This is a genomic window from Rhizobacter sp. Root404, from assembly GCF_001425865.1.
Lineage (GTDB): Bacteria > Pseudomonadota > Gammaproteobacteria > Burkholderiales > Burkholderiaceae_C > LMDS01.
This window is the reverse complement of the sequence record NZ_LMDS01000004.1, coordinates 506,214-522,326: the sequence shown is the minus strand read 5'-3', so window position 1 is coordinate 522,326 and position 16,113 is coordinate 506,214. Positions and strand designations below refer to the sequence as shown.

18 protein-coding genes are annotated in these 16,113 nt (G+C 70.2%); 8 read left to right on the top strand and 10 right to left on the bottom strand.

Annotated elements, in window-relative coordinates; genetic code table 11:
• Positions 1 to 15 precede the first annotated feature (15 nt).
• From ASC76_RS07005 to ASC76_RS06995, 3 genes are read right to left on the bottom strand one after another with little or no spacing between them, the layout of a single operon-like run.
• Positions 16 to 1,329 (bottom strand): ATP-binding protein, encoded by a 1,314-nt coding sequence (locus ASC76_RS07005; RefSeq protein ID WP_056464295.1) that lies wholly within the window; start codon positions 1,327 to 1,329, stop codon positions 16 to 18.
• Positions 1,326 to 2,003, bottom strand: a complete 678-nt coding sequence (locus ASC76_RS07000; RefSeq protein WP_056464293.1) for a response regulator transcription factor — start codon at positions 2,001 to 2,003, stop codon at positions 1,326 to 1,328. Before ASC76_RS07000 ends, ASC76_RS07005 begins: the two co-directional genes overlap by 4 nt.
• Positions 2,004 to 2,032: 29 nt before the next feature.
• On the bottom strand, positions 2,033 to 2,500 hold the full coding sequence (locus tag ASC76_RS06995; protein WP_056464291.1) for a Spy/CpxP family protein refolding chaperone: 468 nt from the start codon (positions 2,498 to 2,500) through the stop codon (positions 2,033 to 2,035).
• A 141-nt stretch (positions 2,501 to 2,641) separates the two neighbouring features.
• On the opposite strand from ASC76_RS06995, the gene ASC76_RS06990 reads away from it, so the two are divergent.
• Positions 2,642 to 3,439, top strand: a complete 798-nt coding sequence (locus tag ASC76_RS06990; protein WP_056464289.1) for an SDR family oxidoreductase — start codon at positions 2,642 to 2,644, stop codon at positions 3,437 to 3,439.
• A 32-nt stretch (positions 3,440 to 3,471) separates the two neighbouring features.
• On the opposite strand, the gene ASC76_RS06985 is transcribed toward ASC76_RS06990, so the two are convergent.
• Entirely contained in the window at positions 3,472 to 3,657 is a 186-nt protein-coding gene (locus ASC76_RS06985; RefSeq protein WP_056464287.1) for a DUF3563 family protein, read from the bottom strand.
• 203 nt (positions 3,658 to 3,860) lie between these two features.
• Between ASC76_RS06985 and ASC76_RS06980 the strand changes: the two genes are divergently transcribed.
• Positions 3,861 to 5,720 carry an ABC transporter ATP-binding protein gene (locus ASC76_RS06980; protein WP_056464285.1) on the top strand — a complete coding sequence of 620 codons (1,860 nt, stop codon included), beginning with the start codon at positions 3,861 to 3,863 and terminating at the stop codon, positions 5,718 to 5,720.
• Here ASC76_RS06980 and ASC76_RS06975 read toward each other — a convergent pair.
• The gene (locus tag ASC76_RS06975; protein ID WP_056464283.1) at positions 5,717 to 6,199 is read right to left on the bottom strand and encodes a DUF2127 domain-containing protein; all 483 of its coding nucleotides are present in this window, start codon (positions 6,197 to 6,199) and stop codon (positions 5,717 to 5,719) included. The two genes, ASC76_RS06980 and ASC76_RS06975, sit on opposite strands and share 4 nt — an antisense overlap.
• Before the next feature lie 130 nt (positions 6,200 to 6,329).
• On the opposite strand from ASC76_RS06975, the gene ASC76_RS06970 reads away from it, so the two are divergent.
• Positions 6,330 to 6,743, top strand: a complete 414-nt coding sequence (locus tag ASC76_RS06970) for a DUF2177 family protein (protein ID WP_056464281.1) — start codon at positions 6,330 to 6,332, stop codon at positions 6,741 to 6,743.
• Here the strand turns inward: ASC76_RS06970 and ASC76_RS06965 are convergent.
• Together ASC76_RS06965 and dbpA are read right to left on the bottom strand one after the other, a co-directional pair.
• Positions 6,727 to 8,037 (bottom strand): sorbosone dehydrogenase family protein, encoded by a 1,311-nt coding sequence (locus tag ASC76_RS06965; protein WP_056464279.1) that lies wholly within the window; start codon positions 8,035 to 8,037, stop codon positions 6,727 to 6,729. The genes ASC76_RS06970 and ASC76_RS06965 overlap by 17 nt on opposite strands.
• A gap of 70 nt (positions 8,038 to 8,107) precedes the next feature.
• A complete protein-coding gene (gene dbpA / locus ASC76_RS06960) occupies positions 8,108 to 9,547 on the bottom strand; it encodes an ATP-dependent RNA helicase DbpA (protein WP_056464276.1) in 1,440 nt (479 codons plus the stop codon).
• A 155-nt stretch (positions 9,548 to 9,702) separates the two neighbouring features.
• Here dbpA and ASC76_RS06955 point away from each other — a divergent pair, with 155 nt between their 5' ends.
• Together ASC76_RS06955 and ASC76_RS06950 are read left to right on the top strand one after the other, a co-directional pair.
• Positions 9,703 to 9,897, top strand: coding sequence for a hypothetical protein (locus ASC76_RS06955; RefSeq protein ID WP_056464274.1), 195 nt, complete (start codon positions 9,703 to 9,705; stop codon positions 9,895 to 9,897).
• 140 nt (positions 9,898 to 10,037) lie between these two features.
• The gene (locus tag ASC76_RS06950; RefSeq protein ID WP_056464272.1) at positions 10,038 to 10,418 is read left to right on the top strand and encodes a BON domain-containing protein; all 381 of its coding nucleotides are present in this window, start codon (positions 10,038 to 10,040) and stop codon (positions 10,416 to 10,418) included.
• Positions 10,419 to 10,434: 16 nt separating this feature from the next.
• Here ASC76_RS06950 and ASC76_RS06945 read toward each other — a convergent pair whose 3' ends face one another.
• The gene (locus ASC76_RS06945; RefSeq protein WP_157615386.1) at positions 10,435 to 10,884 is read right to left on the bottom strand and encodes an FKBP-type peptidyl-prolyl cis-trans isomerase; all 450 of its coding nucleotides are present in this window, start codon (positions 10,882 to 10,884) and stop codon (positions 10,435 to 10,437) included.
• A 17-nt stretch (positions 10,885 to 10,901) separates the two neighbouring features.
• A complete protein-coding gene (locus tag ASC76_RS06940; protein WP_056464270.1) occupies positions 10,902 to 11,558 on the bottom strand; it encodes a DsbA family protein in 657 nt (218 codons plus the stop codon).
• 57 nt (positions 11,559 to 11,615) lie between these two features.
• Between ASC76_RS06940 and ASC76_RS06935 the strand changes: the two genes are divergently transcribed.
• On the top strand, positions 11,616 to 12,632 hold the full coding sequence (locus ASC76_RS06935) for a tRNA-dihydrouridine synthase (RefSeq protein ID WP_056464268.1): 1,017 nt from the start codon (positions 11,616 to 11,618) through the stop codon (positions 12,630 to 12,632).
• Positions 12,629 to 12,856: a hypothetical protein gene (locus tag ASC76_RS06930; protein ID WP_056464266.1), complete on the top strand. Its 228-nt coding sequence runs from the start codon at positions 12,629 to 12,631 to the stop codon at positions 12,854 to 12,856. The genes ASC76_RS06935 and ASC76_RS06930 overlap by 4 nt, the downstream gene beginning before the upstream one ends.
• A gap of 10 nt (positions 12,857 to 12,866) precedes the next feature.
• Here ASC76_RS06930 and ASC76_RS06925 read toward each other — a convergent pair whose 3' ends face one another.
• Entirely contained in the window at positions 12,867 to 13,526 is a 660-nt protein-coding gene (locus tag ASC76_RS06925; protein WP_056464264.1) for a thiol:disulfide interchange protein DsbA/DsbL, read from the bottom strand.
• Positions 13,527 to 13,767: 241 nt separating this feature from the next.
• Between ASC76_RS06925 and ASC76_RS06920 the strand changes: the two genes are divergently transcribed.
• Positions 13,768 to 16,113 (top strand): penicillin-binding protein 1A, encoded by a 2,346-nt coding sequence (locus tag ASC76_RS06920; protein WP_162247068.1) that lies wholly within the window; start codon positions 13,768 to 13,770, stop codon positions 16,111 to 16,113.

Below are 16,113 nucleotides of genomic sequence, written 5' to 3'. Positions count from 1 at the left end.
CGCCGCCGACGTGCGTCAGCTGCCGCGCCGCGGCAGCGTCACGTCGATCTGCAGCCCGGGATGGGCGTTGCGCAGCGACATCGAACCGCCATGGGCCTGCGCGACCAGGCGGCACAGGTACAGCCCCAGCCCGACGCCGCCGGTCGCGCGGCGCCGGGCACTGTCGGGCCGGTAGAAGGCTTGCGCGAGCAGCGGCAGCTGCGCCTCGTCGACGCCGGGGCCGTGGTCGCGCACCTGCAGCGTGACCGAGTCCGAATCGAACGCGGTCGTCACGACCGGCGGCAGCGCGTCGCCGGCGCTGTGGCGCAGTGCGTTGTCGAGCAGGTTGCGCAGCAGCAGGCGGATGCGCGTGGCGTCGGCGGCCAGCGCCGGCAAGTCGGCGGCCAAGGCGAGCCTCGGCGCGCGATCGGCGAAGGACTGCGCCACCACCTCGCGCACCAGCGCGTTCAGGTCGGCCGGTTCGGTGTGCAGCGCGGCATGGCCGGCGGTCAGGCGTTCGCTCTCGAGCAGGTCGGTGATCAGGTCGCGCATCTCGCCCAGGTCGCGCAGCAGCGCATCGCGAGCGGCGCCCTCGTCGACCAGCTCGGCGTTCAGGCGGGCGCGGGTCAGCGGCGAGCGCAGTTCGTGGCTGATCGCGAGCAGCAGCTCGCGCTTCGCATCGAGCAGGCCGTGCAGGCCGTCGGCCATGCCGTTGACCTGCCGGGCGAGCTCGCCGAGTTCGTCCGGCGTGCGCGCCGGAATCGGCTGCGAGAAGTCGCCGGCGCCGTAGCGGATCGCGCCGGCGCGGATGTCGGCCAGTGGTCGCAGCAATGCCCGCACCCAGAGGTAGGCCACGGCCACCAGCACCAGCATCGCGAGCAGCGTGGCCCAGCCGATCAGACGCGCGCGGTCCTCCGGCGCATCGTCGCGCGGCAGGCTGGCGAGACCGAAGCGGATGCGGTGGCCATCGGCCAACTCGCGCACCGGGCGCCATGGGCTCGGCGTACGGTCGGCGTCGTGGCGGTGGCGGTCGCGGCGGGCGTCGTCGATCTCGCCGGGCCGTGAGGACCAGTTCACCACCGGCCCTTCGATGCGAATGCGCAGCGGCAGCCGGCGCGTGATCGCTTCCGCCTTCGCGACATCCGGCGGCGTGCCGATCTCGGCGGCGAGCCGGTCGACGTAATCGGCGATCAGCGGCCGCGCCAGCTCCAGCCAGCCCGAGCGCATCACCGCCTGCATGCCGCCCATGAAGATCAGCGTCATCGCCAGCGCGAGCAGCAGGAACAGCAGTGTCAGCCGCGCGCGCAGCGAGTGGCGCAGGCGCCGCCAGGCGCGGGCCGCGGCGTTCACGCGCGCGCCCCGGCGAAGGTGTAGCCGGCGTTGCGCAGCGTCTTGATCAGGTCGAGCGGCTCGAGCTTGCGGCGCAGCCGGCTGATCAGGATGTCGACCGCACGGGTGTGCAGGTCGGCGTCGATGCCGCGCAGCCGGTTCAGGATCTCGTCGCGGTTGAACACCTTGTTCGGCTCGCTCGCGAGCAGCACCAGCAGGTCGAACTCGGTGCCGGTCAGCTCGACCGGCCGACCGCCGCACTCGACCTGGCGCCGTTCGAGGTCGATCTGCAGGCCGTCGAACGCGAGGCGTTTCAGGTTCGCTCCGACCGGCGCGCGGGCGCGGCGCAGGACGGTCTGCAGGCGTGCCAGCAACTCGCGCGGTTCGAACGGCTTCGGCAGATAGTCGTCGGCGCCGATCTCCAGGCCGACGACGCGGTCCATCACGTCGCCGCGGGCGGTGAGCATGATGATCGGGATGTCACTTTCCCGGCGGATCGTGCGGCACAGTTCGAAGCCGTCCATCTCGGGCAGCATCACGTCTAGGATCGCGGCGTCGTAGGCGGTGGCGCGCAGCATCGCGAGGCCGGCGCTCGGCCGAACGGCCGCGTCGAGCATGAACTCGAAGCGGCCGAAGAAGGCGGCGAGCGGCGCGGCGAGCAACTCGTCGTCGTCGATCAGCAGGATGCGGCGCATCGGGCGATTCTCCCTTGCGCCGCATCGGCTCAGGACTTGCGGCCGTGGCCGCCGCGGCGCTTGTTCATGAACTCGCGAACCTGCTGCTGTTGCTCGGGCTTCAGGCTGTCGAAGAAGTCGGCCGCGGCGATGATGACCTCGGGGCTTTTCGCGCGCACCGCGGCCGTCTTGGCCTCGACCATCGCCTGCGCGCTGTTGCGGTCGAACTTCGGGCCGGCGACCAGCGCCATCATGTCGGCGCGTGGGTCGGTGCCGCCCATCACGGCGGTGCGCGACTCGCGCAGCTTGTCGGCCAGCACGACCAGGCGCTGCTTCTGCGCCTCGTCGAGCTTCAGCTCCTTGCCGGCGCGCTCGATCATGCGTTCGCGCATCTGCGTCGAATCGCCGTCGCTCATGCGGCTCCAGCCGCCATGGTGGCCGCCGCAGGCGGTCAGGCCGCCGACCAGGAGGGCGGTGCCGAAGACGGCGGCGAGGATGCGTTTGATCGATCGTTTCATGGGGATGACCTCGAGATGGTTGGGAGAGCTCATCGTGCCGGGCCGGACCTGCGGCGTCCTTTCACCGGGGTATCGGCGTGTTTCGTTTCATGTCATCGGCGTGGCACCATGTGAAGCACACGAACGAGAGGGAGACACGCGATGGCCACGACGACTGCCCACACCGCCTTGATCACCGGGGCGTCGTCCGGCATCGGCGAGGCGTTGGCGCATTGCTTCGCGGCCGACGGGCACGCGCTGGTGCTGGTGGCGCGCAGTGCCGGCAAGCTGAAGGCGCTGGCCGCGGAACTGGAGGCCGCATATGGCGTGAAGGTGATCGTGCAGCCGGCCGATCTGTCGGAGCCGGACGCGCCCCGGCTGCTGGCCGCGGCGTTGAAGCGCAAACGCATCGCCGTCGACATGCTGGTGAACAACGCCGGCGTGCTGGAGCAGGGCGCGTTCACCGACATGCGCCCGCAGCGGCACCAGGAGCTCATCGCGTTGAACGTGGCAGGGCTGACCGGGATGCTGGCGCAGTTTCTGCCGCCGATGCAGCAGCGCGGCTTCGGGCGCGTGCTCAACGTCGCGTCGATCGCGGCATTTCAGCCGGTGCCCACCCTCGCGACTTATGCCGCCACGAAGGCCTACGTGCTCTCGCTGACCGAGTCGCTCGCGGAGGAACTGAAAGGGACGGGGGTGACGATCACCGCACTGTGCCCCGGCATCACCGCGACGGGCATGCTCGAGACGGCTGCAGCGGCCAACGACCAACTCGGCAGGCTGCCGGGCTTCCTGGTCGGCGACGTGAACGAGGTCGCCGCGGCGGGCTACAAGGCACTGATGCGGGGCGAGGTGATCCGCGTCCCCGGCGTCGCCAATCTCGCGGCGACGCTGGCGGCGCGCGCCACGCCGAAGTGGCTGCTGCGGCGCGTGGCCGGGACGGTGACACGCAAGCTGTGAGGGTGCTGCGGTACCCCGCAGCGGGTGCCCCGTCAGCGCATGAAGATGCCGTAGGAGCCGATGGCGTACAGGTTGTGGCGGCCGGAATCCACCTGGCGCATGCGGCGCTCGAGGTCGTAGATGTCGGCGGCGTCGGCCAGGTACTGGTCGTCGCGATCCTGGGCCGGATTCGCCGACACGTTGAACAGGTTCTTGATCGACTGGAGGACGGAAAACATGATGGTCTTCAGAGTTGCTAGGGTTTGTATTGTGAGGGAAAACCCTAGGCCATGCACGAACCAGGGGCAAGCAATTGAAGGGCGGCACCTCTAACGTGCGATATGCCCATGAATGAACCAAGTTGGTGCGCAATCACCGCCAACACGCCGCAGGCCGGCTTCGGCTAACCTCTCGCGCCCAGACGACCCGCCGGAGATCCCGCGTGTTCCAGTTCTTCGAGAAGCTCGTGCAGCCCTATCCGGACGCCGAGCCTTCGCCCCCGCCCAAGCGCTTCTTCCCGTTCCTGTGGGCCTGCACGCGCGGGCTGCGCCCGTACCTGATCGCGATGACGCTGTGCACCGCGGTCATCGGCGCCTTCGAGGCGCTGCTGTTCGCGTTCCTCGGCCGCGTGGTCGATTGGCTCGGCGCCACCACGCCGGCGCGGCTGTGGGCCGACCAGGGACACAACCTGATCCTGCTGTCCTGTGTGCTGATCGCCAGCATCGGGCTGGTGGCGGTGCAGTCGCTGCTGAAGCAGCAGGCGCTGGCGGGCAACTTCCCGATGCTGCTGCGCTGGAACTTCCACCGCCTGATGCTCGCGCAGAGCATGCACTTCTACCAGGACGAGTTCGCCGGCCGCATCTCGACCAAGGTGATGCAGACCGCGCTGGCGGTGCGCGACGCGTGGATGATCCTGGCCGAGCTGGTGGTGTTCGTGGTGATCTACTTCGTCACGATCATGGCGATGCTCGGCAGCTTCGACCGCTGGCTGCTGGCACCGTTCACCGGCTGGCTGGTCTGCTACGGCGGGGCGCTCTGGTACTTCGTGCCGCGCCTCGGCCGGGTCGCCAAGGCGCAGGCCGATGCGCGCTCGCTGATGACCGGGCGCATCACCGACGCCTACACCAACATCGCGACCGTCAAGCTGTTCTCGCATTCGCACCGCGAGGCCGGCTATGCGCGCTCGGCGATGCAGGAGTTCCTCGGCACAGTGCACTCGCAGATGCGGCTCGTGACGGCGTTCGAGATCGTCAACCACGCGCTGAGCATGGCGCTGATCGCGAGCACGACCGGGTCCGCGCTGTGGCTGTGGACGCAGGGCCAAGTCGGCGTGGGCGCGCTCGCGGCCGCGACCGCGATGGCGCTGCGCCTGAACGGCATCTCGCACTGGGTCATGTGGGAGATGGCGTCGCTGTTCGAGCACATCGGCACCGTGCAGGACGGCATCAACACGCTGAGCCGCCCGCACGCGGTGGTCGACCGGCCCGACGCGAAGCCGCTGCAGGTGAGCCTGGGCGACGTGCGCTTCGAGCACGTGAGCTTCGGCTACGGCGGCAGCAAGCGCGTGATCGACGACCTGTCGCTGCACATCCGCCCGGGCGAGAAGGTCGGCCTGGTCGGGCGCTCCGGCGCGGGCAAGAGCACGATCGTCAACCTGCTGCTTCGGCTGTACGACGTGGAAGGCGGCCGGGTGCTGATCGACGGCCAGGACATCGCCCACGGCACCCAGGATTCGCTGCGCGCGCAGGTCGGCATGGTCACCCAGGACACCTCGCTGCTGCACCGCTCGGTGCGCGACAACATCCTCTACGGCCGGCCGGATGCCGGCGACGCGCAGATGATCGTCGCCGCCAGGCGCGCCGAGGCGCACGAGTTCATCCTCGGCCTGGCCGATCCGAAGGGACGCACCGGCTACGACGCGCACGTCGGCGAGCGCGGCGTCAAGCTCAGCGGTGGCCAGCGCCAGCGCATCGCGATCGCACGCGTGATGCTGAAAGACGCGCCGATCCTGCTGCTCGACGAAGCCACCAGCGCGCTCGACTCGGAGGTCGAGGCCGCGATCCAGGCCAGCCTGTACCGGCTGATGGAGGGCAAGACGGTGGTCGCGATCGCGCACCGGCTGTCGACGATCGCCGCGATGGACCGGCTGATCGTGCTCGACCAGGGCCGGATCGTCGAACAGGGCGACCACCGCGGCCTGCTCGCGCAGGGCGGCTTGTACGCGCGGCTGTGGGCGCACCAGAGCGGCGGCTTCCTCGGCGAAGAGGACGACGAGCCGGCGCCCGAACTGGCGGCGAGCTAGCGCGGCGCGGCGCGGCTCTGCCGCAAGGTCCACCCGAGGTAGGCGACGACCGCGAGGTTGAGCGTCAGCGTCGCCACCTTGATCGGGCTTGGCTTGTGCCACAGCTCATAGAGCTCGACCGGCAGGTAGATCGCGCCGCCGACCGCGCCCAGCCATTCCGCCCAGCGGCGGTGGAACCAGAGGCCCCACGCCTCCGTCCAGCGCAGCGCCGAGTAGGCCAGCGCGAGGGCGGCGAAACCCCACAACCGCGCATCGGTCAGGCGCGCGGCGGCATGCACGAAGATGCCGGCGAATTGGTTCTCGGGGTCGATGTGCAGCCGCGTGACCAGGGACTCGGCGATGTGCCGCACGTCGCGATGCAGCAGCGCCAAGAGCCCGAAGCCGGCACCGAAGACGATCACGCCCTTGACGGCTTCCATCAGCGCGACCAGGCGCAGCGCACGTTGGGACGAGGTGTTCTTCGGTGATGGCAATGGCATGCTGGCGAGGTGGCGTTCTACGGCGGCGCGCGATGCCCCAATCATTCCATAGCACCCTGGAAAGCCGGGCCGCAGCGCCACGCGCCGCGATGTGGTGTGATCGGGGAACCTGCTCCCGGAGTCCATCGGCATGTCGTCCCCGCGCTTCACCCTGATCCAGTTCCTTGCCGCGTACGCGGTCGCGCTCGTCGTGATGGGCGCGCTCGATGGCGTCTGGCTCGGCTGGCTCGCGAAGGACTTCTACCGCGAGCAACTCGGACCGCTGATGACGGACTCCGTGCGCATCGTGCCGGCCGCGATCTACTACCTCGGGTTCCCGGCGGTCATCGTCTACCTCGCGCTGACGCCGGCCGCGAGCCTCGGCGAGGCGGCGCTGCGCAGCGCCGTGCTCGGCCTGGCGGCGTTCGGCGTCTACGACCTGACCAACCTCGCGATCCTGCGCGGCTACACGCTGACGATGACGGTGGTCGACATGGCCTGGGGCACGTTTGCCAGCGCCGTCGGTGGCGCGGCGGCGTACCGGGCCGTCATGGCGCTGCGCTGACCCGCCAGATCACATTGCCGACGTCGTCGGCGACCAGCAGCGCACCCTTCGCATCGAGCGCCACGCCGACCGGGCGGCCTTGGGCCTTGCCGTCCCCGGTCAGGAAGCCCGTCAGCACGTCCACCGGTGCGCCAGTCGGCTTGCCGCCGCTGAACGGCACGAAGATGACCTTGTAGCCGCTGTGCGGTTGGCGGTTCCAGGAGCCGTGCTGGCCGATGAACATGCCGCTCGCGAAGCGCGCCGGCAGGCTGGTGCCCTGGGACCAGGCGAGGCCGAGCGACGCGGTGTGGGGACCGAGCGCATAGTCCGGTGGGATCGCCTTCGCGACCAGGTCCGGCCGGGGCGGCGTGACGCGCGCGTCGACATGCTGGCCGTAGTAGCTGTACGGCCAGCCGTAGAACGCGCCCTCGCGCACCGAGGTCAGGTAGTCGGGCACGAGGTCGCTGCCGATCTCGTCGCGCTCGTTCGCGACCGTCCACAGCGTGCGGGTCGTCGGCTCCCAGGCCATGCCGTTCGGGTTGCGCAGGCCGGTCGCGAACAGGCGCTTGGTCCCGGCCTTCGGATCGACCTGCCAGATCGCGGCCCGGCCCTCTTCGGCGGCCATGCCGTTCTCGCCGACGTTGCTGTTCGAGCCGACCGTGACGAACAGCTGCGTGCCGTCGCGGCTCGCGATCACGTTCTTGGTCCAGTGGTGGTTGCGCGGCCCGGCGGGCAGGTCGACCACGGGCTGCGCCGGCCCGCCGGCGCGCGTGGCGCCCGGCGTGTAGGGCAGGCGAACCAGCGCATCGGTGTCCGCGACGTACAGATCGTTGCCGACCAGGGCCATGCCGAACGGGGAATGCAGGTCCTCGGCGAACACCGTGCGCGTCTCGGCCACGCCGTCGCCATCGGCATCGCGCAGCAGCACCAGGCGGTTGGCGCTCGGCGTGCCGGCGCCGGCCTTCTTCATCACCAGCCCCATCACCCAGTTGCGCAGGCCCTTGTTGTCCTCGGGCTTGGGCGGTGCGTTGGTCTCGGCGACCAGCACGTCGCCATTGGGCAGCACGTACAGCCAGCGGGGGTGATCGAGGCCGCGCGCGAACGCCTTGACGCTCGTGCCGGCCGCGGCAGTCGGCGTTTCGCCTTCGGCCCAGCCACGCGCCGGCGCGATGTTGACGGTCGGCAGCAGCGTCTTGTGGGGCGGCGGGAGCGCCGGGTTGGCGCCGGTGCCGGCGTCGACGGTGAGCGTGGCGATGTCGCCGCAGCCGGCGAGCACGGCGGTGGCGGCCGCGAGGGCGATGAGCGTGATCTTCATCGGTCCGACTCTCGCGCGCGCACCACCGCGCGCCTGTAGGCAACGGCCCCGCGCGCGCGTCGGGAGGGCGCTACTCCTGGACCAGCCGGACCTTGACCTTCTTCCCCTTGACGCGGCCGGCGGCGAGCCGCTCGAGCGCCTGTTTCGCGATCTGGCGGTCGACCGCGACGTACGTGGAGAACTCGTTGACGTTGATCTTGCCGATCTGCGCGGCGCCGAAGCCCGCCTCGCCGGTCAGCGCGCCCAGTACGTCGCCGGGGCGGATCTTCTCCTTGCGGCCGCCGACGATCTGCAGCGTCACCATCGGCGGCAGCAGCCGCCCGCCAGGCGCGGGCGTGAGTTCGGCGAGCGGGAACCAGGTCACCTCGCGGCCCTGCACCTGCTCGATCCGGCCGACGCTGCCCATCTCGTCGAGGCTGGCCAGGCTCAGCGCCAGGCCGGTCGCGTCGGCACGCCCGGTGCGTCCGATGCGGTGGATGTGCAGCTGCGGGTCGGGCGTCGTGTCGACGTTGATCACGGCTTCGAGCTGGGCGATGTCCAGGCCGCGCGCGGCCACGTCGGTCGCCACCAGCACCGAGCAGCTGCGGTTCGCGAACTGCACCAGCACCTGGTCGCGCTCGCGCTGTTCGAGTTCGCCGTGCAGCGCCAGCGCCGCGAAGCCCTGCGCCTTCAGCACATCGACCAGGTCGCGGCACTGTTGCTTGGTGTTGCAGAACGCCAGCGCGCTGGCGGGGCGGAAGTGGTTCAGCAGCAGCGAGACGGCGTGCAGCCGCTCGCTGTCCTTGACCTCGTAAAAGCGCTGCTCGATATGCGCGGCGTCGACCTGCGCGCGCACCTTCACCGTCTTCGGGGCGCGCATGAACTGCTGCGCGAGCTGCGCGATGCCGTCGGGGTAGGTGGCCGAGAACAGCAGGGTCTGGCGCTCCCTGGGGCACAGCTTGGCGACGCGGGCGATGTCGTCGAGGAAGCCCATGTCGAGCATGCGGTCGGCCTCGTCGAGCACCAGCGTGCGCAGCGCATCGAGGCGCAGCGCGCCGCGGTCGAGGTGGTCGAGCACGCGGCCCGGCGTGCCGACGATCACGTGCGCCCCGTGCTCGAGGCTCGCGAGCTGGTTGCGCAGCGGCACGCCGCCGCACAAGGTCAGCGTCTTCACGTTGTCCTCGCTGCGGGCCAGCCGGCGGATCTCGGTGCTGACCTGGTCGGCGAGTTCGCGGGTCGGGCACAGCACCAGCGCCTGCACCGCGAACGGCTGCGATTGGTCGTCGAGCTTCAGGCGCGCCAGCAGCGCCAGCGCGAACGCGGCGGTCTTGCCGCTGCCGGTCTGCGCCTGGACGATCAGGTCGTCGCCGGCCAGCGCGGCCGGCAGGCTGGCCGCCTGGACCGGTGTCATCGCGAGGTAGCCGAGCGTGACGAGGTTGGCACGTTGCGCCGGCGAGAGCGCGAGGCGGTTGAACGAGTCGCCGTCGGCGGGTCGTTCGACAGGAGGAGAGGGCGTGTCGGAGCGGGTCATTCGAGATTATCGCGGCCGTCGGCCCGACGCCGCGGATGGAAATTCACTGACACGGCGTGCCGAGTCGTCCTGACATCGCCGTCCCGCGTTGATGTCGATACTGCCTTCAGGCGCCGGTCGATCCGACGATGCCACCGACACAGGAGTGACGCTCTATGAACGCTTCTTACGAAATCCGCTTCCAGTCCCTTTTCCACGAGGGTCGCGCACTCTCCTTCCCATGCGACGAGCAGGGGCAGGTGGCACTCGACTCGTTGAGCGATCGGGCGCGTGACAACTACCTGTATGCCCGCGCCGTCATCGGCCGAGAGTACGCGTACCCGATGGTGCGCCCCAGCGTCGCGCACTGAGCGCTGCGTCGGCCGGAAAGGGTGGCGTCGGATGCACTCTGTCCGACAGCCGAATCGCCACGCCGCCGACGGCAGCCCATGCGCCGGGCTTCTAAGGTTGTCTCACCTCGCCGGCATGCCGGCCAAACAGGAGACCCTCGATGAAGCAACGAATCCTGACGATGACGACGATCGGCGCGATGGTCGCGACCCTGGCGCTCGCCGGCTGCGACAAGCGTGAACAGGCTGCTGCCAAGAATGACACGGCGGTCGCGATGGACCGGGCCGGCAACGCAGTCGAGAACACCGGCGCGAAGGTCAGCAACAAGATCGACGACGCGATGATCACGACCTCGGTGAAGGCCGAACTCGCCAAGGACGCGAACCTCAGCGCGATGAAGATCAACGTCGACACCTCGCAGGGCCGGGTGATGCTCAAGGGCTCCGCGCCCAGCAACGAGGCGCGCGAACATGCGACCACGCTGGCCCAGAACGTCAAGGGCGTCGTCGCGGTCGACAACCAGTTGAAAGTCGGCGGCTGAGACGCGAGCCCTGCGTTCAGGGTTTCGTGATTCCCAGCAATTCCACCTCGAACTGCAGCGGCGTGTTCGGCGGGATCAGCCCGCCGCCCGCGCCGCGTTCCCCATAGGCCAGCGCGGCCGGGCAGGTCAGCTTCGCCTTGCCGCCGACCTTCATCAGCTGTACCCCTTCCGTCCAGCACTTGATGACGCCACCCAGCGGAAACTCGGCCGGCGCGTTGCGCTTGTACGAACTGTCGAACTCGCGGCCGTCGGCGAACACGCCGCGGTAGTGGACCTTGACGATGTCGGCTGCCGTGGGCGTGGCGCCCTTGCCGGTGGTCAACGACTGATAGACGAGGCCAGAGGGCGTCACGGTAGCGCCCTTGTCCTGTCTGGCCGTGGCCAGCAGGTCGGTTTGCGCGAGAGCGCCGAGCGAGATCGAAGCCGCGAGCGCGGCGAGCAGGGTGGGGCGGAGGTTCATCTTCATGCGGTGTCGTTCGGAGGTCAGTGGGAAGGGTCGTGCTCGTGGCCGTGGGCGCTTGTCGCACCGCTCAGCCGCTCGCGCAGCGTGTCGATCGGCATGAAGCCGCTGCCGACGAGGTGGAGGTGGTCGTCGTGCTCGGCCACCAGCGTCGGAAAGCCGCGGATGCCCCAGGCCTGCGACTGCTGGAAATCCTGCATCGTCAGGTCGCGCATCTTCTGCGACGCGAACGCCTTGCCGAACTCGGCGCGCGGCAGGCCCAGTTCGACGGCGATGTCGGCCAGCACGGCTGGGTCGACGACGTTGCGCGCCTCGGCATAGAACGCGTGCTGCACGGCCTTGAAGTAGCGCCAGACGTGCTGCGGCCAGAGCGTGCGTACCGTCACGGTCGCGCGCGCGGCCGGCTCGGTGTCGTAGACGAAGCCGGGCAGGTGCAGCGCCGTGTGGGGCGCCTGCGCGAACGGCTGCCCGCTCGCCTCGGCCACGCGGTGCCAGTGGCCCGCGAGCTCGCTGGCGCGTTCCGGCGCGATCGGCTCGGTCGTGAACGGGCGCAGCCCGCCCATCACCAGCGCCAGTTGCAGCGGCGCGGCGTCTTGCGGATCGGCCAGCAGTTCGTCGAGCGGCTTCGCGAAGCCGTAGCACCAGGAGCACATGGCGTCGCCGACGTAGATCAGGTTCATCGAGTCATCTCAAAGCACGGATCGCGGGACTCTAGCGGAATCGGGGACACTCGCTGCATGACCATCCTATTGGCCCCGATGGAGGGCTTGCTCGACCACACGCTGCGCGACATCCTGACGCGCGCCGGCGGCGTGGACCGCTGCGTGGCCGAATTCATCCGCGTCACCGGCACGCTGTTGCCGGAACGCGTGTTCACACGCGTCGTGCCCGAACTGAACACCGGCGGGCGCACCCGCGCCGGCGTGCCGGTGCGGCTGCAGTTGATGGGCTCCGACCCGGTCTGCCTGGCGGAGAACGCGGCGCGCGCGGCGAGCCTCGGCCCCGCTGGCATCGACCTGAACTTCGGCTGCCCGGCCAAGATCGTCAACCGCCATGGCGGCGGCGCCGCGCTGCTGCGCGACCCGGCGCTGCTGAACCGGATCGTCGCGGCGGTGCGCCGCGCAGTGCCGGCGGCGATGCCGGTGTCGGCCAAGATGCGGCTCGGCTTCGACGACCCGGACAGCGCGCTCGACTGTGCGCTGGCGATCGTCTCGGGCGGCGCCGAGGAACTGGTCGTGCATGCCCGCACCCGGGCCGACGGCTACCGGCCGCCGGCGTACTGGGAGCGCATTGCCGACATCCGCGCCGCGGTCGCGGTGCCGGTGATCGCGAACGGCGAGATCTGGAGCGTGGCCGATGCGCGGCGGTGTCGCGAGCGCTCCGGTTGCGACGCGCTGATGCTCGGCCGCGGCATGGTCAGCGACCCGGGCCTGGCACTCGCTATCCGCGCTGCCGACCGGGGCGACGCGGCCGCGGACGGGCTCGACTGGGCAACGCTGCAACCGCTGCTCGCATCGTTCTGGCAACTCGTCTGCGGCCACGTCGAGCCGAAGGCGCGCGCCGGGCGCCTGAAACAATGGCTCAACTACCTGCGCCGCCGTCACCCGCAGGCCGACGTGGCGTACCAGGCGGTGCGCACCCTGAACGATCCGCGGCAGGTGGCCGAGCGACTCGGACTCGTCGCCGAGGCCGAATTGCCGGCGCCCGCGAGCACGCTCGAATTCGAATCGCTGGAGGAGGCGGTCACGACATGAAGACCTGGAACATCGAAGTGCAGAAGGTCAAGGCCATGGCCCATGGCCACGGGCTGATCCGCGCGCAGATCGACGCGCTGGTCCAGCCTGCGCCGGCGCGCGACGAGGGCATGCCCTCGTCGGTCCTGAGCCTGAGCGAGGACAACGCCCGCGTGCTGGTGCTGCTGCTGAAGGCTCAGCTGGCCGAACTCGACTCGCGCAAGGCGAAGAGCCGGCGCGGCTGACGCGACCGCGTCAGCTCTTGGTGGTGCGAGCGCGCTGCAGCAGGTAGTCGACCACGGCGGTTGCCTGCTCGAGGCCGCCGGCCTGGCCCGGCGACGTGGCGTAGCGGCCTTGAACCACCATCGTCGGCACGCCGTCGATCTTGTACGCGGCCATCATCTTCTTGGCGCGGGCCACGCTCGTCGCGACCGAGAAGGAATTGAAGACGTTGGTGAACTTGGCCGCGTCGACGCCGTTCTTCGCCATCAGCGCGGCGATGTCGGCCGGCTTGTCGAGGTAGTTGCGCTCGACGTGGATCGCCGCGAACACCTTGCGCTGCATCGCGTCGACCTGGCCCATCGTCTCGAGCGAGTAGTACGTGCGCATCAGGTTCTCGAAGTTCGCGAGGAACGGCACCGGCACGCGGTGGAAGGCCACGTCCGCCGGCAGCGCCTTGGACCAGGCCGCAATGGTCGGCTCGAACGCATTGCAGTGCGGGCAGGCGTACGAGAAGAACTCGATCACCTCGAGCTTGGCCGGGTTCATCACCGGCACCGGCGGCTCGATCTTGGTGAACTGCCGGCCCTCGACCGGCGCGCCCGCCTGGGCGTGGGCGCCCGTGGCGAACAGCGAGGCGGCAGCGGCACCGAGGCCGGTGCCGACGAGGCGGGTGGAGAAATCGCGACGATTCACGTTCTGGTCCTTGTGATGGCAACCGCCGACAGAGTGGGCGGTCGCGGAAAAAGTTCAGTGGCGCCCGATCACAACGCATCGGGGCCGGCGCGCGCCGACACCGCGGCGTGCGGGCCGGGCTGGACAGCGATTCTCCAACATGCACAGCGCGCCGTCGGCGCGGCCTGTAGGCTCGCTCCGACCGCCGGTCGCGCCACACCCTGTCACCTCGCCCGCCGGCGCTGTGCGACCATTCGCTCCGATGCCGAACGACAAAGAGGATCGCGCCGATCCGGGGCGCCCTTCCACCGAATCTCCCCGCCGCTGGCCGCGACGACTGACACGGGCGTTGCAATGGGCCGGCCTGGCCACAACGGCCGCCGCCGCCGCGGGCGCCGTCTACATCTGCGTGCTGGTCTACTCGACGCCGGACGTCGACGAACTGCGCCGCGCGCAATCGATGCGCCCCAGCGTCATCCTGTCGTCCGACGGCGAGGTGATCGGCCGGTTCTCGAATGTCTACCAGGCGCCGGTCACGCTGAAGGACGTGCCGAAGGACCTGGTCAACGCGCTGATCGCGACCGAGGACCGGCGCTTCTACGAGCACCACGGCATCGACCCCGAGCGCATCGTCGGTTCGGCCTGGGGCATCGTCAACGGGCGCATGCAGGGCGGCTCCACCATCACGCAGCAGCTGGCGCGCAACCTGTTCCCGCAGGAGATCGGCAACGAGAAGAGCCTGAACCGCAAGCTGCGCGAGGCGATCACGGCGCTGCGCCTGGAGCGCACCAGCACCAAGGCGCAGATCCTCGAGAGCTACCTCAACTCCGCGCCGTTCCTCTACAACGTGCGCGGCATCGAGATGGCCGCGCGCACCTACTTCGACAAGCCCGCCTCGCAGCTCGACACTGCGCAGTGCGCGACGCTGGTCGGCATGCTGAAGGGCACGCAGCGCTACAACCCGGTGCGCAACCCCGAGCGCGCGCGCGAACGCCGCAACCTGGTGATGGCGCAGATGGTGCGGCGCGGCGACCTGACCTCGACGCGTTACGAGCAGCTGCGCCAGCAGCCGCTGGTGCTCTCGTTCAAGCGGCCCGAGGACGGCGACATCGGCCAGGCCAGGCATTTCGTCGCGTACGTGCGGGAGCAGCTCGTCGAGTGGGCCGACGCGCACGATGTCGACCTGGACACCGACGGCCTGGTGATCCGCACCACGCTGGACGCCAAGCTGCAGCGCATCGCGCAGGAGGCGGTGGTGCGGCAGGTCGGCCTGCTGCAGCGCCTGGCCGGCGAGGAGTGGGCCGATGCGCGGATGCGCGCGGTGCGCATCAAGCCGCCGGCCGCGGGCAGCGCGCCGCTCAAGGGCGCCGGCGCCCCGTTCGCGGAGTTCTGGCGCGCCCATGCGCCGATGCTGGCCGAGATGGCGCGCGACACGCCGGACTTCCGGCTCGCCAAACAGGCCGGGCAGTCCGACGCGCAGGCGCTCGCCAGCGTGCTGGCCGACACCGCGACGATGGACAAGCTGCGCGACGAGAAGACCCGCCTGTCGGCCGGCTTCATCGCGCTCGATCCGTCCACCGGCGCGGTGCGCGCGTGGGTCGGCAGTCCCGATTTCGCGCGCGAGCAGTTCGACCACGTGGCCCAGGCCAAGCGCCAGCCGGGTTCGACCTTCAAGCCCTTCGTTTACGGCGCCGCCATGCAGCGCGGCATCTCGACCGAGCACCGCTACCTCGACGGCGCGATCGACATCGCGCTGGCCGACGGCGGCGTCTGGCAACCCACCGACGGCAGCGGCCCGTCGGGCGAGATGATGACGATGCGCGAAGGCCTGGTGCAGTCGAAGAACACGATCACCGCGCAGGTCATGCAGGAGGTCGGCGCCGAGGCGGTGGTCGGCTTCGCCCGCGCCGCCGGCGTGCGCGAGGCCAAGCTCGATCCGGTGCCGTCGCTGGCGCTCGGCACCAGCCCGGTCAGCCTGTTCGAGATGGGCCAGGCCTACGCGACGCTCGCTGCGCTCGGCGAGCGCCGAGCGCCCTTGTTGATCCGCCAGATCAGCGACCGGCAGGGCCGCGTGCTCGAGACCTTCGAGAGTCCGCCCGAACGCGTGCTCGACGCGACGCTGGTCGCCAAGCTCGTCGACGTGATGCGCGGCGTGCCGCAGACCGGCACCGGCACCGCAGTGCGCAGCGAGTGGAACGTCAAGGGCGATCTGGCCGGCAAGACCGGCACGACGCAGAACAACACCGACGGCTGGTTCATGCTGATCAGCCCGACGCTGGTGACGGGCGCGTGGGTCGGCTTCAACGACCCGCGGGTGACGATCCGCAGCAACTACTGGGGGCAGGGCGGGCACAACGCGCTGCGCCTGGTGGGCGCGTTCATGCAGCAGGGCCAGAAGGCCAAGCTGATCGACGCGAAGGCCGAGTTCCCGAAGGTCGTGCGCGACCCGCCGGAGGCCCCGGCCGAACCGGCATCCGGCGCCGAACCGGAATCCGGCGGCGGGCTGGCCGGGTGGCTCGGCTTGCCGTCTTTGCCGGCGCGCCCGGCGCCATCGTCGGCCGACGCGGCGGCCGAGAAGCAGCAACGCGATCAGGCGCTGGGCCGCTGA

Bases quoted from the DNA above. Each gene is read 5' to 3' on its own strand.
- ASC76_RS07000 (WP_056464293.1), bottom strand. From the start codon at position 2,003: ATGCGCCGCATCCTGCTGATCGACGACGACGAGTTGCTCGCCGCGCCG.
- ASC76_RS06995 (WP_056464291.1), bottom strand. From the start codon at position 2,500: ATGAAACGATCGATCAAACGCATCCTCGCCGCCGTCTTCGGCACCGCC.
- ASC76_RS06990 (WP_056464289.1), top strand. From the start codon at position 2,642: ATGGCCACGACGACTGCCCACACCGCCTTGATCACCGGGGCGTCGTCC.
- ASC76_RS06985 (WP_056464287.1), bottom strand. From the start codon at position 3,657: ATGTTTTCCGTCCTCCAGTCGATCAAGAACCTGTTCAACGTGTCGGCG.
- ASC76_RS06975 (WP_056464283.1), bottom strand. From the start codon at position 6,199: ATGCCATTGCCATCACCGAAGAACACCTCGTCCCAACGTGCGCTGCGC.
- ASC76_RS06970 (WP_056464281.1), top strand. From the start codon at position 6,330: ATGTCGTCCCCGCGCTTCACCCTGATCCAGTTCCTTGCCGCGTACGCG.
- ASC76_RS06965 (WP_056464279.1), bottom strand. From the start codon at position 8,037: ATGAAGATCACGCTCATCGCCCTCGCGGCCGCCACCGCCGTGCTCGCC.
- dbpA (WP_056464276.1), bottom strand. From the start codon at position 9,547: ATGACCCGCTCCGACACGCCCTCTCCTCCTGTCGAACGACCCGCCGAC.
- ASC76_RS06955 (WP_056464274.1), top strand. From the start codon at position 9,703: ATGAACGCTTCTTACGAAATCCGCTTCCAGTCCCTTTTCCACGAGGGT.
- ASC76_RS06950 (WP_056464272.1), top strand. From the start codon at position 10,038: ATGAAGCAACGAATCCTGACGATGACGACGATCGGCGCGATGGTCGCG.
- ASC76_RS06945 (WP_157615386.1), bottom strand. From the start codon at position 10,884: ATGAAGATGAACCTCCGCCCCACCCTGCTCGCCGCGCTCGCGGCTTCG.
- ASC76_RS06940 (WP_056464270.1), bottom strand. From the start codon at position 11,558: ATGAACCTGATCTACGTCGGCGACGCCATGTGCTCCTGGTGCTACGGC.
- ASC76_RS06935 (WP_056464268.1), top strand. From the start codon at position 11,616: ATGACCATCCTATTGGCCCCGATGGAGGGCTTGCTCGACCACACGCTG.
- ASC76_RS06930 (WP_056464266.1), top strand. From the start codon at position 12,629: ATGAAGACCTGGAACATCGAAGTGCAGAAGGTCAAGGCCATGGCCCAT.
- ASC76_RS06920 (WP_162247068.1), top strand. From the start codon at position 13,768: ATGCCGAACGACAAAGAGGATCGCGCCGATCCGGGGCGCCCTTCCACC.